Below are 16,278 nucleotides of genomic sequence, written 5' to 3'. Positions count from 1 at the left end.
ACGATTGAACATGACAGCAAGGACTTTCGTAATAGGAGATATTCACGGCGCACTCAGGGCCCTGGAACAGCTTATCGGCCTCATACAGCCACGCGGCGGCGACCGCCTGATCTTTCTCGGGGATTATGTGGACGGATGGTCACAATCCGCGGAAGTTATCACTTACCTCATGGAGCTGGACAAACAGCATAACTGCATTTTCATCAGGGGCAACCACGATGCCTGGTGCGAAGCCTGGCTGCGCGGCGGGCTGCGGGATGATGTATGGCTGTTTCACGGCGGGGAAGCAACGATAGAAAGCTACGAAAGGCTCGTTACCGCTGCCAGGAAGGAACATCTTGCTTTCTTTGATGCGCTGGTGAATTATTATGTGGATGAACACCACCGTCTTTTTATTCACGCGGGATTCTCTTCCATGCACGGCCCGCACCGCGAGCCTTACATGACGAATTTCTCCTGGGACCGTACTTTGTGGGAAATGGCGCTGGTCATGGACCAACGCATTCCCAAAAATTCACTGCTCTATCCAAAGCGGTTATTGCTGTTTAACGAGATCTATATCGGCCATACCCCTACTACCAATTATGACGTAACGGTTCCCATGCAGGCATGCAACGTTTGGAATGTGGATACCGGCGCGGCTTTCAGAGGCAGGATCTCCGCCCTCGATGTGGAAACGAAGGCATTCCTGCAAAGCGATGTAGTGATGAAACTATACCCCGGCGAACGCGGGAGGAACCGCTGATGCGCGTGATAACACCTACCCCTTTCACCCGATGAAACCGGCCAGCTATCGCCGCGGACATACCAGATATCTATTGGTATTTCTCCCGCGATGCGAATGTTGCTAGGTTTGCGGCACTGAAAATTGTTAACACCCAAATTGAAAAATTATGAAACTTTTATGCACCGCAGCGGCGGCCCTGTTCATTGTTTGCCGGGCCGGCGCGCAAGACATCCCGCGGGAAGAAGAGAATGCACAGGAAATCCTTTATCAGAAAGTAAAAAAGCCTACGATCGAGATCCCTAAAGGCAAAGACGGCGATGAAGATTCCGACATTCCCGTACGGGGCAGAATGAAAAAAGTAACGGCCACCCGCAGCGCCGTGCTGCAACCTTCCCAACAGCTGATCATCACGGAAAACGATGCGCCGGGCATTTCGAAGCTCATGCGCGGCGCCGTATGCGCAGCGCCGGTGATCGAGGAAGAACTGGAACCCGTGTACAGCTCGGTGAAAGCGCACATGCCGCTGTACCTCCCCTACAAGAACAGCACTACCGGCATCTGGCAGGGATTTTATTACAGCTGGGACAACAATGACGACGGCGCCAACGACGCGCACCGCGCTATCGACTACGGCAAAACATCCGTTGCCGCCAATGAAGATCCCACCTTTGGCGTGTACGCCATTGCGCCGGGCAAGGTGATCGACGTAAAATGGTCCAACGGCGGCGGGAACATCGTGGAGATAGAGCACACCGCGCCCAACGGCTACAAATACCGCAGCAAATACCTGCACCTCCGCAACGGATACGATAACGACCGCGCAAAGGCGCAGGGCACTTCGGGCAAATACAAGGCTTTTGCGGACGACGGCACCACCAGCAAGCTCTGCTGGGGCACCAACAGCCAGAAGATCGCCGTAAAGGTCAATGACATCGTACGGGACGGGCAGTTCATCGCCTATGCAGGCAACACCGGCTCCGGCGGCATCGGCGTCATCCTGAACGACGACGGCACCCTCGAAAATCCGAACACCCGCTCCTTCAACGTGCACCTTCATTTTGAAATACGTGTGCAGGATACCCGTGACGGGCACAGCGGGGAATGGGTGCTGGTAGATCCTTACGGCGCGTATAATCACGGCGGGGTAGACTGCTACGATCTTGAAGCCAGCACGCCTTTCGCACGGCTGTTCGCTCCTTTCTACCCGAGCTTCCACAATGTACCGCTGGACCTGGTGAACAAGTTCTGGGGATATTACACCGGCATGGGCATGGCGCTGCAGACGGTGAGCGTGGACAGGAACGGCAGTAATCTTTATGCCGCGGGGTCCTTCCAGTGGGGATTGCCGGGCGCGTGGTATACCCGCTTTTACATGACGGGGGCTACTTACCAGAGCTATTTCACTTCGTACGATAAACAGGGCTTCCGGCCACGGCAGCTTTCCGTTACCCGCGACGGCAGCGGCAATCCGCGCTTCACCGCTATCTGGGAAAAGAAACCCGCGGGCCAGAGCGCCTATTCCGTGCATAACCGTGACGATGCTGCTTTCAACAACGTCTGGAAAACGTATGTGGTCAACAAAAAATGGCATGTGCAGGAGCATGTGGACTACATCGTGAACGGCAAACGCTACCATGCCGCCGTTTTTGTCAACAAACCGAACGACAACGGCTTTTATCTTTTTTACGGCCTGAGCAGCACGGACTTCGACAAGAAGTTCAAGGAGCTTTACAACAAATGGGAATTAAAAAGCATCAACGTAAACGGCAATAAAGTGGGCGGCGTATGGCGCCCGAAAAAGAACAACTACGCGGCTTATTATGGCATGACTTCCACCGGCTACCAGGTGAAGTTCAACCAGTTCGCGGCGGAAGGGCTGCGCCTGATCAAAGTGCAGAACTATGACAACAACGGGCGCTTCAGCGCCGTCTGGGGGAAATAACTTTGGGAAAATAACTTTCCAAACAGCTTCGGGCCCGGCTTCCCGGCCGGGAGGTTGCCCGATTACTCCTACACAACAACAAGGCTGGCCATCAACGACGATGGTCAGCCTTTGTCTATTTTACCGTATTTTTGCATCCGCTCATGGTAAAGATCGATAACATAACACTACCGGATTTCCCGCTGTTGCTGGCTCCCATGGAGGATGTCAGCGATCCACCCTTCCGTGTGGTATGCAAGGAGAACGGCGCGGACCTTATGTATACGGAGTTCATTTCCAGCGAAGGGCTCATCCGCGACGCGATCAAATGCCGCAGGAAGCTGGACATCTTCGACGAGGAACGGCCGGTAGGCATACAGATCTTCGGCGGTGACGAAGAACGCCTCGGCATGGCCGCAAAGATCGTGGACGTGACCAACCCCGAGCTGCTGGACATCAATTTCGGCTGTCCCGTTAAAGGCATTGTTGCCAAAGGCGCAGGCTCCGGCGTGCTGAAAGATATCCCGCTGATGGTGCGTCTTACCGAGGCATGCGTAAAATCCACTTCCCTGCCCGTGACCGTGAAAACGCGCCTGGGTTGGGACGATGATACGAAGAACATCGAAGAAGTGGCGGAGAGGCTGCAGGACGTGGGCGTGAAAGCCCTCACCATTCACGGCCGCACCCGCTGCCAGATGTACAAAGGCGAAGCGGACTGGACGCTCATCGCCAAAGTGAAGAACAATCCCCGCATCCACATCCCCATATTCGGGAACGGGGATATCGACAGCCCGCAGAAAGCGCTGGAATACAAAAACCGTTATGGTGTGGACGGTATCATGATCGGGCGGGCCGCTATCGGCTATCCCTGGATCTTCCGCGAGATACGGCATTACCTGGATACCGGTGAACAGCTGGCCGCGCCCACAGTGGCGGAAAGAGTGCAGGTCTGCAAAAGGCACCTCCAGCAATCACTGCAATGGAAAGGCCCTGTGGCCGGGATCTACGCCATGCGCCGTCACTATCTTACTTACCTGAAAGGACTGCCCGGCATCAAGGAATTCCGCAACCGCCTCGTGACCCTGAACGTGCCCGAAGAAATAGAAGCTGTGCTGGATGAGGTATTACGCGCCTATGACGGCTTCGAGATGGCGCATACGCCTATCCAGCTGGTGAATTACCATGAGAAATGCCCGCTCTGATCAGTACATGTACTCCGGTGGTACAATGCCCTTGAGGCGCAGCTGCACCGTAGCCTGCCCGCGGTGATGGGTGACATGGTCCAGCGTGGAATGGAAGCCCGCTTCCGCTTTGGCGCTGCCGGCCGTTTGCCGCAGATCAGCATACGCTTTCCGCAATTCCTCCATCAATGCTTTTTTCCCTTTTTTGGCCGGCGGCGGGTCCCAGGGTGTTTCCGTTTTGCGGATATAATTGGCTTCCCACCAGCGGATGCCGTAGGCGATGTGGTGCATCAGCTCCCCGAAGCTCCAGACCTCTCCTGTTGGCCTGAACCCGTATTCCTTTTCAGGCATTGCGTCCGCCACGGCAAGCGTGTACTGTTCCGACTGATCCAGCCGTTGCATGATTTGTTGTTCCATAGATTTGAAAGTTTTATGCAACAAAGCTAGGCTGCGGGCCAGAGAAGGAATTAAGAAATCTTGCTCATTTTCATGTACTGTGAAGGCGGCACCTGGTAACGGCGGCGGAAGGCGGCATGAAAATATTCCATGCTGTTAAAGCCGGAGGTATAGGCGATGTCCGACAAGGGCAATGCGGTGTTCTGCAGCAGCATCGCGGCATGGCGGAGGCGCAGGGAGAGCAGGAACTGATGTGGGCTGCTGCCTGTGAAGGTCTTGAAGATACGGCTGAAATGAAAGGGGCTGACAAGGCTGTACGTGGCGATCTCTTTCAGGGAAATGTCGCCGGCGAAATGCTGCATCATATATTCCTTCGCCCTTTCTATCGTGATAAGATGATTCCTTTTCAACCGCGCGTGGATCTTTTCATCCGGTTGATAATCCGTGATGTGCAGCATCACCTTCGCGATCATGTCCAGCACCAGCTGATCGATCTGCAAACGGCTGCCGGCGCGGGATGTTACCAGCTCTGTAATATAGAAATGAAGGAACTCGGTTTCCGCGTCCGCGCGGATGAGCGTGGAATGCAGGTCCTTATTGGTAAAGAAGACGGTTTTGCCGTACTGCTCCTTTATTTGTTGCAGCATCTCGTTAGAAAATTCAAAGATGGTGCACTCATCCGGCACTTCGTGTGTATGCGTGACCGTACGTTCGTATTCCGGTTTGGTGATGAGCACACAGCCGGTGTAGGAATCAAGCGCATGCCGGAAAACGTTGAACACGAAATTGCCTTTCCGTACGAAGCTGATGCAAAAGGTTTCGTTGTACTCGGGTTTGGAGGTACGGCAATCTGTACACCGGCATTTGAAATCGAGAATGCGGTAGAGATCGGAGGTATATAACGTATGGATGTCCGCATCCATATTATTCACATTCTTTTTTGTTGTATGGCGTAGGATCGAATTTCAGCTGATCGTTCACTTCGCTGAATACGGGGATGCCGTTCTTGTCGAAATTATCCGCGAGCGCTTCATACACCTGCTCCCCCATCACCTTGAACACCACGGGCCGGGTGCTGTTCATGCCTTCGCTCTGGTAGCTGTAGCTGGCGCGGAGGATATTATCTTTCAGCACGCCGGTGATGGTGCCGCTGCTTTTGTCTTTTTCATGCGGATCGTACCGCAGCTCGCCCGCTACCTGCTCTTCATTCACCACCAGCTTCAGCCGGAACGTATCTTTCCCTACCGCTTTCAGATAGCAAGCAGTGTTGGCGGCCGGTTCGTCCACAACCGTATTGTCCGCCGGCAGGGAGTCGTTTGCGGCTTCTTGCTGCGCTCCACTGCCGCAGGCTGCGGCTGCAAAGGAAAAGATCAGGAAGGTGGCAATTGTGCTTCTCATAGATGGTTCGTTTTCATAAATCTACGAAAAAACGGGAAGTTCACATCACCACGGTAACAATACGCTCCGGCCCGATGCGCAGCGGTCCGGATACATACGCTTTGCCCAATGCCTGATGCGCACTGGTGGTATACGTTTCCATCATTTTGTTTCCGGACAGCGACAGATCCACTATTTTCTCTTCATCGCCGGTATTGACAATCACGACGACGATCTTTTGATTCTTCGCATCTTTCCAGGCGGACACCAGCAGATCATCTCCTGTTTCCGGCGCGGATGCATTGATACGCTGCATGCCGGGCCGGATGAACCGGCTGTAATTTCCGAGCGCCCACAAGATTTTGCTGTCCTGCAAATTTCCGTCTGTTTTGTTTTTGTCGATATAGATCAATCCATCTTTATAATCATAAGGCGAGATCGCCAGCCACCATTGCCAGGCCGTGGCATTACCGATTACGAGGTCCGTGTGAATGGTGCGGGCTACGTACAACGCCGCCTGTATGCCGGTATCTCTTTTATTGCCGTCGATCTCGCCGTTGTTATCACCGAGGATGCAATATTCGGATTGCCAGAAAGAAAGCCCGTCAATGCCCGCCACACGGCCGGCCACCTGCCGGCGCAGTGCAACAGATGCGTCGTACGGCGAAGTGCTGAAATAGCTGTGCCCGGCGATCACGGGCGCAACAGCGGGCAGATCGCCCACATACTCTTCAGCGCCGGGCGACATGAAAGCATCTATTTGGTTGCCACGGCCGGGTTTGTCGTCATCCGCCAATAAATATTTAAGATGCGCCGCTTCCGGCAGCAGGATGCCGGCTTCAACGCGCTCCCGCTGCAAGGCGCCTGATAACGATCTCACGATGCCGGCTATCTCGCGGTTGCTGTAAGGGCATCCCTCCTGTCCGCCATCGCTCCAGTCCCACTGCGGCTCGTTCACAGGACTGATATAATTGAAAACGATCCCTGTTTGCTGTTCCAGCCCTTTCAGCGCAGCGGCCACGTAAGCCGCCACTGCCGGATATTGCGCGCTGTCGATATTACACCGGCCGCTATCTGCATACGCTTTGTGGTTCACCGTAAACTGCACGGGCGGGCTGTTGAGGAAGGCCAGGAAATACGGCACGCCCCGCTGCTTCGCGGCGCGTAAAAACCATTGCTGGGCAGCCTGCCTTTCCCAGTTATATCGTCCATTTTGTTCCAGGAAAGATTCCGCGCGCCGCCATTCATCTTTTATGCCGCTGGCATCGCCCTGCTGGCTGCTGCCCGCGCCGAGGTTGAACCGCCACATGGACAGCCCGATGCCTTTGGGCTGTCCGTTTGCGGTGGTGTCCAGGCTAAAGAGCCAGTCCGCCATCTTATTCTTCTTGTCATCCGGCCAGTTGCCTGCAAACTGGCAGGCCCATGCATCCGATGCGCCGAAGTTGTGGATGGTCTGGAACGTCCTGGTGTCATCAATAATGATCTTCAGGCTTTTCTTTGATTGCGCGTGCAATGCGTTGCTGCATAAAAAAGAGGTAGCCAGCAAAACATATTTACCGATGCTTGTCGTCATTGTTCACTTTTAATAATCATCGTTCTGTTGCAGTTTGTTGGAAGACGCGAGTATTTCCGCACGCGGGATGGGCAGCCAGTAGTGCTGGTTTTCAAAGTGGCGGCCTTCCAGCGCGATCTTCGAAGTATAGGAAAAGTTAGCGCCGGACTTTGTGATGATAACACCGAGTGCGGGTTCATTTTCGGTGACATCGGCGATCTTCCATCTTCTCACGTCATAGTACCGGTGTTCTTCAAACGCCAGCTCTACCCTTCTTTCATACCTTACGGCCTCGCGCAGCTGCGCCTGTGATGTGCCTGCGGCGAGCGCCGGCATGTTCACGCCGCTTCTTGCGCGCACCAGGTTCAGCGCTGCCCTGGCGGAAAGCGTTGCGCCGGCGGGCACTGCTTCCGGACCAAAGGCTTCGTTCGCGGCCTCGGCATAATTCAGCAGCACTTCGGCGTAGCGGATGTATATCCACGGTTGGAAGCCCGCGTTGCCCCAGGGGTTCTGCAAGGGATAAGCGTCGTTCATGAACTTCTTCAGGTAGTAGCCGGTTTTGGAGGTGTTCCAGTTATCGGGACCGTCCTTGCTGTCTTTCCCGCCGGGCGTAAAAGTTTCCACGGTAGATCCGCGGTAGGACGCGCCGTTGTACAATATGGTGGCATAAAAACGCGGGTCCCGGTTCGCATAGGGATTCGCCGCATCGTAGCCGGATGTGGGATCGGTGATGGGTTTGCCGTTCGACATTTCATAATCATCCACGAGGTTCTGCAGCGGCAGGTTGCCGCCCCATCCGCCGTAACCGTTCGGACCGTTGGCGATTTCCAGGTGCACGTGATTGGCGTTCCGGGTATACAGCCGCGCGAAGATCACTTCCTGGTGGTCGGCGGAAAGGAACATCCGGTCATAACCGCCCTGGTAAAGGCTGTATTTATTCATGCCGATTACGGCCTGCGCGGCGTTGGCGGCATCGCTCCAGCTGCCGGTGTTATACAGCGGGCTGGCGGCGTACAGCAACAGGCGGGCTTTGAGCGCGAGCGCCGCGCCTTTGGTAGCGCGCCCCAACGGCCAGTTGCCGTCGTTATCCGTTGGAAGATTGGCGGCGGCTTCATCCAGCTGCGCCACGGCATAGTCGATACTTTCTTTCAGCGTGGCTCGCTGAAAGAACGAATCATCCTGCAGGTTATCCGACAGCTGGGCTACTTTCTCCCCCATCAGCACTACGCCGCCGTAGTTGCGGATAAGATCATGGTACCGGAAAGCGCGTATGAATTGCAGCTCGCCTTTCAGGCGTTTCTTACGTTCGTCGCTCATGGTAATGTCTGCCAGGCCGTTCAGCGCAATGTTGCATTCGCGGATGCTCCGGTAGCTGCGCGGCCAGATGGTGCCGGCCATGCCGAGGTTTTCCGGGGCGAGGAGGCCCCGCTGGATCAGCCATGTGTTATCGTCGTTATTGTAAATGGACTCATCGGTGATGGAGCTCCACATGCTGTATTCAAAGCCCCGGCCAAAGCCCGGATCTGTGCCGTCACCCTCTTTGTCCTGCAGGCGCGCGCCGATATACCGGTTCACCACATATGCTTCAAACACCATGGAATCGGTCAGCACTACTTCCTGCGCAATTTTATCCGTTGGCTGTATGTCCAGGAAATCTCCCTTGCATGCGTATATCATCACCGGGATGGCCGCCACGCATGCTGTATGTATAATATTTCTGATCTGCATTGTTAGTCTTTTAAAATTAGAAACTCACGTTAACGCCTACGTTGACGATCCGCTGCTGCGGATAGAACTGCCCGCTGCTGCTGCTGCCTTCGGGATCGTAGTCTTTCACTTTGGTGATGGTGAAAAGATTGAACGCATTGGCGTAGATGCGGGCGGACTGCATGCGCAGGAAGGACATTTTTTTCACGGGGAGATTGTATCCCAGTTCCATGTTCTTCAACCGCAGGAAGGCGGCGTTATCCAGCCAGAACGTGCTGTTGTAAAGCCCGCCGTTCACGGAGGAAGAGGCGCGGGTGTCTACCCTGGGGTAGCTGCCGTTGGGGTTGGAAGGGCTCCAGCGGTTGTCTGCCCAGGAGCTATAGAAGTTGCCGATGGTGCCGGATTCGGGCAGCACATACTGGCTTACCTGCGCCTGGCCGGCGAATATGACCGAGAGATCAAAATTTCCGTAGCCCAGTGACAGGGAGGCGCCGTAGGAGATCAGGGGGATGTTGCCGTAGGGGGTTCTCACCTGGTCGTCCGCTGTGATGCTTCCATCCTTGTTATAATCTTCATAAATAAGATCTCCCGGCTGCGCGCCGCTCAGGTGCGGCGTTTTGTCGATCTCCTCCTGGCTGCGGAAAATGCCGGTGGCGCGGTAAAGGAGGTACGTGCCCAAAGGGTGCCCGGTTTGCCGCTGGTATTCCAGTGCTCCGGGGGCTTCATCAATAAAGTCGATATTACTTTTCGCGTACGTGATATTGCCGGAGATGCCGTAGCGGAATGTGCCGCTGCGTTTTTCGTATCCCGCCGTTGCTTCAATACCGCGGCTGCTCACCTTCCCGATATTCTCGGAGGGCACCAGCGGATTGCCGGTGAAGGGATTCACAATGCCCGATACGAACGGGATGGAAGCGTTGCGTTCCGCGAGAATGTTGGAGCGTTGCTGCCGGAAATAGATAAACTCGAAGAAGAAGTCGTTGAACAAAGTGCCTTCGATGGCGATGTCCGTTTTACGCGCATCTTCCCAATGGATATTACTGTTCGGCAGCTTGGTGAGGTCAAGGCCCGGAACGATCACCGGCCCGTTGCTGGTTTGTATCACAAACTGGTTCTTCAGCGCATAGTTCGTGAAATACTGGAACAGGCCCACGCTGTCATTACCCAGCGCGCCGTAGGATGCGCGCAGCTTCAGGTCGTTGATGAAGGACAGGCTGCTGAACCAGGGCTCTTTTGAAATTCTCCAGGCTGCGGACACAGAAGGGAAATAACCATATTGATTGCCCTTCGGGAAAGTAGATGATCCGTCGATGCGCATCTGCACTTCCGCCAGGTATTTTTCATCGAAGTCATACGCCAGCTTGCCGATGTAGCTTTTACGGGTGAACACGTAGCTGCTGCCGCTGTTGTCCCGGTCTGTGGCCGCGGTTCCTCCCTGCGAAAGCTCCGGCGTGAGAATGCTGAGGAAGTTGATGCGCGATGCCGCGAAATCTTCCTGCGTTATTTTGCTTTGCTCGTAGCCGACGAACGTGTTGAGATGATGAACGCCGAATCCGCGCTGGTAGTTGATCTTGAAGTTATAGGTGGTTTGTGACAGATTCCGCTGGCTTTCATTCAGCGTGGCCGCGTTGTTGTTGCCGCCTACGATGCGGGACTGGTAAGTATCCGTTCCTTTATTATAGGTATACAATACATACGGAACGGCAAACGCTTTGGAGAAGGACCAGGATTTGTCGAACGCCGCGAAACCGTCTATTGACAAGCCTTCCACCGCGGCGATATTATATCTTCCTTTCAGGATGCCGTTGAAAACCTGTGTGGGACTCTTGTTAAGCCCGCCGGCATCTGTCGCCATCATCACCGGGTTGTTGCCTTCAATACCGGAAGAGGGCAGTCCGTTGGGATACCGTGCGGGGATGATCGGGTATGCGCGGTAAATGGAACGGAAGATATCGCCCGCGCCGGTGGTGGGAAACTGCCGGTCTTCCTGACGGCCGGACAAATACAGGCTGACCCTGAAATCTTTGGTAACGTCCGCATCGATATTCGAGCGGAAGCTGTACTGCTTGTACTTCGTGGCCCCGTTCTTATACAGCCCGTCCTGGTAAAGCATACCGGCGGAGAGGTAATAGCGTACGTTCTCGGTGCCGCCGGCAACGGACACATTGGCCTGGTTCTGCAAAGCCGTTTTCTTCAGGCTTTCCTTCGTCCAGTCCGTATTGGGATAATTCAGCGGGTCTGTGCCATTGCCGAACTTCTCTATTTCTTCGGCGGTATATTGCTGGTTCATGCCGCCGGCCTTGTTGTTATAATAGGCAATTTCATTGGCGATGGTGGCGTAGGTGGCGGCATCGGCCATTTTGGGCAGGCGTGTGGGGGAAGAAAAGCCCTGGTTGAAGCTGGCGTTGATAACGGGCTTGCCGCTTTTGCCGCGTTTGGTGGTGACCAGGATAACGCCGTTGGCGGCGCGGCTACCGTAGATGGCGGCGGAGGCGTCTTTCAATATGGAGATGCTTTCAATATCATTGGGATTCAGCCTTTCCAGTCCGCCGACCTGGCCGGGCACGCCGTCTACCACGATCAGCACGTCATTATTGCCGGTGGTGGCGAGGCCGCGGATGGTGAAAGACGAACCGTCATATCCCGGTTCCCCGCCCCGGTTGTTGATCATGATGCCGGAGAAGCGGCCGGCGAGGGAATTGGAGATGTTGGGCTGGGGGCTTTTTACGATGTCCGCCCCTTTTACCTGTGAAATGGAGCCGGTGACCGTGGCTTTCCGCTGCGCGTTATACCCCACTACAATCACCTCTCCGAGGTTGCTGCTTTCTGGCTCGAGGCTTACATCCAGCGTGCCGGATGCGGGCACCGGCATTTCGCGGGGGATGTAATTGATATGCGTGAATACCAGTATGGCATTGGCGGGAACATTCAGCGAAAATTTCCCCGCCTCGTCGCTGGTGGTGCCGGTGGAGGCGCCTTTCACGCTCACCGTTACCCCGGGCACCGGCGCATTGCCGGAGGTGATGGTGCCGGAAACGGACCGCTGCGCGAAGAGCGGCAGGCTGAAAAGAAGGAATAAGGACAAAAGGAAAAACGGAAGAAGCCGGAAACGGTGCAAATGGATAACCGCCGGATTACGGACTGGCTGTAATCGTTTCATCATGATACGCGGAATTTGGATTTTGGATTTTGGATTTTGGATACTGTCGGTCAGATGACCTTTTCTGCCGCTAAGGTATAGCGGGTGCGGGCGGCGGACGGTGGATCAACTGTCAAAATATGGGGGGTAAATTGTATGGTTCCGGGGGTAAATTACTGGTCCTCTCCCTGCCGGATCAGGTTCAGATCGAGGTTGAACGACTGCCGGTATTTCTTGATATACACGGAAGGCGTCATGCCGAACAGCTTCACAAACTGCTCCCGAAAGTAGCGGGCATCCCCGATCCCCACCTGGAAGGCGGCCTGGTTGACGTTCATGTTCTCCCGGATCATTAACACGGCGGCGCGCCGTATCCGGATGGAACGGATAAAGGCGTTGGGCGACTGGCCGGACACATGTTTGATCTTTGCATATAAAGTGGACCGGCTCAGCCCCACGGATTTACAGAACTTCTGAATCGTGAAATTTTCGGTGTCGAGATTGGCTTCCACCACCTGGATGCATTGCTGCAGGAACTCCTTGTAGGCGGCGGGAACTTTTACGGAAGATTGCCGCAGGGTGATGCTGTCGAAGAAGAACTGCTGCACGAGGTTGCGGTTTTTCAGGATCGTTTCCACCCTGGCCAGCAACAGCTGGCTGTCGAACGGCTTGGTAATATAATCATCGGCGCCGCCTTCCACGCCTTCCAGCTGCCTGTCAGCAGAAGAGGCGGCCGTTAGCAGGATCACCGGGATGTGCCCGAGCACCGGCGACGCCTTTATCCGGCGGCAGAGGTCCAGCCCATCTATTCCGGACATATTTATATCACTTACAATCAGGTCGGGCAAATGGCTGCCGGCCATTTCAAAGCCGGTGGTGCCGTCTCCGGCGGTCAGGAGGTAATATTTATCCCTGAACAGATGCTGCAGGTATTCCCGGATCTCTTCATCATCGTCGATGATCAGCACGGATTTTTTTTCCGTGACGATCTCTTCGGCGGACTTCCCGTCCTCCGGCGCTTCCCGAACGGCAGCGGCGGGGGCCGGCGTTTCCTCCGCCAGTTCTTCCAGCAGCTCGCTCGCGCCGTTCCCGGGCTGCATGGGGTAATCTGCGATGAGGCGGGCATTGCCTTTGGGCAGCACGATGGTAAACGCGCTTCCTTCGTTCAATTTGCTGCTGACAGTTACAGCGCCCTGGTGGCTTTCAATAAAATGGCGGACGAGGTACAGGCCGATGCCAAAGCCGGCTTTCTGCGGTCTTTCTGACGTGGAGCGCTGAAACTTGCTGAAAATATTCGCGTGGTCCGCCTCATCAATGCCGCAACCGCTGTCGCGGACGATGATGGTGATGTCTTCCCCTCCTTCTTCCAGTTCCAGGCTGATAGCTCCGCCGTCCGGCGTAAATTTGAACGCATTGGACAGCAGGTTGAACAGCGCGATCTCGATCTTTCCATAATCCGCCTGCACCGCTATTTCATCCGAAGGAAAAACAAACCTGTAATCTATGCTCCGCGCGGCGGCCTGCTGCGTAAAACACTGGTAGACCTCATTGCAAAGGTGAATGATGTTAAACGCCGAGACTTTCAGCTCATCCGCTCCCGAGCCGGCCTGCCGGAAAAGCAACAGCTGGTCTACCAGGCTCAGCAGGCGGCGGGCATTGCGGTAAGCGACCGTCAGCTCCAGGTCCGGAGACTGATGAAGGCGGTGTTTGAGCGGATTGATGATCAGGGAAAGCGGCGTTCTGAATTCATGCGACACATTGGTAAAAAAGGTGAGTTTCTTTTCAGTCAGCTCTTTATCCTTTACATTTTCAAGATGCGCGAGCTTGATCTCGTATTTCAGCCGTTCCTGCTTGCGGGTATACCTGATATAACCGTAGATGCTGCCGAAGATCAGCGCGGCGTATCCCGCATAGGCCCACCAGGTGCGGTGCCACGGCGGCAGCACGGTGATTTTCAGCAGCGTTGTTCCCTCACTCCAGATGTGCCCCGGCTGCGAAGCCTTTACTTTAAAAACATAATCGCCTTCCTGCAGGCGGGAGTAATTCGCGGTGCGGCTGCCGTTCGGGTAATTCCAGTCCTTGTCCCATCCTTCGAGGAAATAGGCATACTTTATTTTGTCCGCCCGCGAGTAATCGAGCGCCAGAAAATCCAGTGACAGTACGGCCTGGCTGAAAGGGATGGTTATTTCGCGTATCATTTCCACCTCCCTTTCCGTAATATAAGCCGGCGTTTCCGCTACCGGCCTGTTATTGACCCGCAGCCCGTTGAGGAAGACCGCCGCGCTGCGTTTTTCGGTGACAATGCTATCGGGATGAAATATGTTAAACCCGTTGATCCCGCCGAAAACGAATTCCCCGGATGTCAGCGCCAGCGCGGCATTGAAGCTGAACTGGCTGCTTTGCAGGCCGTCCGGCTGCGAGTAGGTGTCGATGGAACCGGTAGCGGGGTTGAACCGGGCGATGCCGCTGTAAGTGCTTAACCACAGGTTGCCCTGCGGGTCTTCCAGCATGCGGAGGATGGTGTTGCCGGGCAATCCGTCCGCCGTGGTGAACTGCCTGTATTTGCCGGTGTTCCGGTCGAACAGCAGCAAACCGGCGCCCTGTGTCCCGAGCCAGAACCCGCCTTTTTTTGTTTCATGGATGCAGCGGACGGGATGGCCGATGGGAAAAATACGGTGCCGTTTATCTTTTCTGTCTATCCGGATCAGTGATGAGTAACTGCCGGCCCACAGCTCGCCCCGCCGGTCTTCCGCCATGCTCTGAAGGTTGACGATCTCGGGATCGAAAAGCTCGAAGCGGTTGAATTCCCGGTTGAACCGGTACAGGCTGCCATCGTTCGTTGCGCTGGCCCATACGTTCTTTTGCTGATCTTCATACACGATCCAGGCGTTGGCCTCTTCCCGGTTGGTGGCGGGATTGTAGAGCCGGAACCGCTCGAACTTCCGGGCATTGTGCTTCAGCCGGCTGATGCCGCCGAACCAGGTGGATATCCAGATGTCCTCATGCGCATCCCTGGCGAGGCTGGTAATAAAGTTGCTGCCGATGGACGCGGGGTCTTCGGGATCGTATTTATAAGCGGTATACCTGTTGTTTTTGATATCCCAGTAACGAAGACCGGCGCCATCCGTGCCGATGTACAGGTTCTGCTGCGCGTCTTCGCAGAACGACAGGATAAAGTCTTCCGCAATGCCTTTCCTGCCCGCGCCGCTATAACGGACATGCCTGAACGGAAGCGGGCGCGGTTCAATGATATTCAGCCCTCCCCGCAGGGTGCCCACCCATTTACGTTCATCCCTGTCCACATACACGGCGTACACCGCATTACTATTGATCTGCGGGGCCTGCGCATCGCCGGAGAAGGGAACGGCGCTGCCGGCTTTATCGAAGAGCCGGTATACGCCGGCGCCGTCGCATCCGATCCACAAGGTGCCCTTTTTATCAAAGCAAAGGCTGATCACCGAACTTCTGACGGGCATGTGATTGCGGGTGAACGAGCGGCTGGCCACCTCGTAATAGATAAGGTCCTTATCCGTACCGATCCACAAGTTGCCCTGTTCATCGGCTTTCACACAATTCGCATGTTTGACCTGCGTGGATACCGCTTCCAACGTGTTGTTGGAAAGATGAAATAGATAAAGCCCCTGATTTTCGATGAACACCCAGATCCGCTGGTGGCGCTGGTCGTATTCGATGACGTGCACGTGGTAGTCGTGCTGAGGGCCTGAAGCGGTGGGCAGCGGGATCTGTGTGCCGGCGGACCGCGCATTTTCAAAAACCAGGAGGCCATTCCGCTGGGAACCGACCATCACGCTGCCCTGCGCGCTTTTGATAGCGGCGATCTCCCCGCTTACGCGCCGCACGGTGTGGCTTTCGCCGGAAAGATAGCCCGGAGCGGAAAAAGAAGAAGACAGGGGATCATAGATGTTCAGACCGTTCTGGGTGCCCACCCAGATATTGTGCCGGTCGTCCCCCTCAATGCAATACACATTGTTGGTGGACAGGGAAGTACTGTCGCCAATGACATTGCGGAAGACCCTGAAATTATAGCCGTCATACCGGTTCAACCCGTCGTACGTGCCGATCCACATAAAACCGTGATCATCCTGGTAAATGCTCATGACAGCGTTGTTGGACAAGCCCTGGTCAATTCCCAGGTAACGGACGGGCAATCCGCCGGCAAAGCAGAAAATGGTATGCAGAAATACCAGTATCGTTAAAAATGATCTCCTGGATAACATCGCCGGCATAGTTCACTGTCGTAAAATCGTAGGGTTCAAG

10 protein-coding genes are annotated in these 16,278 nt (G+C 55.1%); 3 read left to right on the top strand and 7 right to left on the bottom strand.

Annotated features, from left to right (window positions below):
* Nucleotides 1-10: 10 nt before the first annotated feature.
* From CCY01nite_RS18300 to dusB, 3 genes are all read left to right on the top strand, one after another.
* Nucleotides 11-745, top strand: a complete 735-nt coding sequence (locus CCY01nite_RS18300; RefSeq protein WP_146864831.1) for a metallophosphoesterase family protein — start codon at nt 11-13, stop codon at nt 743-745.
* Nucleotides 746-893: 148 nt separating this feature from the next.
* The gene (locus CCY01nite_RS18295; protein WP_146864829.1) at nt 894-2,669 is read left to right on the top strand and encodes a peptidoglycan DD-metalloendopeptidase family protein; all 1,776 of its coding nucleotides are present in this window, start codon (nt 894-896) and stop codon (nt 2,667-2,669) included.
* Between the two features lie 143 nt (nt 2,670-2,812).
* Nucleotides 2,813-3,850, top strand: coding sequence for a tRNA dihydrouridine synthase DusB (gene dusB / locus CCY01nite_RS18290; RefSeq protein WP_146864827.1), 1,038 nt, complete (start codon nt 2,813-2,815; stop codon nt 3,848-3,850).
* On the opposite strand, the gene CCY01nite_RS18285 is transcribed toward dusB, so the two are convergent.
* The 7 genes from CCY01nite_RS18285 to CCY01nite_RS18255 form a co-directional block, all read right to left on the bottom strand.
* Entirely contained in the window at nt 3,851-4,246 is a 396-nt protein-coding gene (locus CCY01nite_RS18285; RefSeq protein ID WP_146864825.1) for a DinB family protein, read from the bottom strand.
* Nucleotides 4,247-4,296: 50 nt separating this feature from the next.
* Nucleotides 4,297-5,148, bottom strand: coding sequence for an AraC family transcriptional regulator (locus CCY01nite_RS18280; RefSeq protein ID WP_146864823.1), 852 nt, complete (start codon nt 5,146-5,148; stop codon nt 4,297-4,299).
* A gap of 1 nt (nt 5,149) precedes the next feature.
* Nucleotides 5,150-5,623 (bottom strand): hypothetical protein, encoded by a 474-nt coding sequence (locus CCY01nite_RS18275; protein WP_146864821.1) that lies wholly within the window; start codon nt 5,621-5,623, stop codon nt 5,150-5,152.
* Nucleotides 5,624-5,663: 40 nt separating this feature from the next.
* Nucleotides 5,664-7,175, bottom strand: a complete 1,512-nt coding sequence (locus tag CCY01nite_RS18270) for a glycoside hydrolase (RefSeq protein ID WP_146864819.1) — start codon at nt 7,173-7,175, stop codon at nt 5,664-5,666.
* A 9-nt stretch (nt 7,176-7,184) separates the two neighbouring features.
* A complete protein-coding gene (locus CCY01nite_RS18265; RefSeq protein WP_146864817.1) occupies nt 7,185-8,882 on the bottom strand; it encodes a RagB/SusD family nutrient uptake outer membrane protein in 1,698 nt (565 codons plus the stop codon).
* 16 nt (nt 8,883-8,898) lie between these two features.
* Complete coding sequence (locus tag CCY01nite_RS18260; protein WP_246129973.1) at nt 8,899-11,946, bottom strand: SusC/RagA family TonB-linked outer membrane protein; 3,048 nt, start codon at nt 11,944-11,946, stop codon at nt 8,899-8,901.
* A 227-nt stretch (nt 11,947-12,173) separates the two neighbouring features.
* Complete coding sequence (locus CCY01nite_RS18255) at nt 12,174-16,238, bottom strand: hybrid sensor histidine kinase/response regulator transcription factor (RefSeq protein ID WP_146864815.1); 4,065 nt, start codon at nt 16,236-16,238, stop codon at nt 12,174-12,176.
* Between the last annotated feature and the right edge of the window lie 40 nt (nt 16,239-16,278).

The sequence above is a fragment of the Chitinophaga cymbidii genome, assembly GCF_007992715.1.
In the GTDB taxonomy this organism is placed as follows: domain Bacteria; phylum Bacteroidota; class Bacteroidia; order Chitinophagales; family Chitinophagaceae; genus Chitinophaga; species Chitinophaga cymbidii.
Note: the sequence above shows the minus strand (reverse complement) of the source record. Positions and strands in the feature narration are given on the sequence as shown.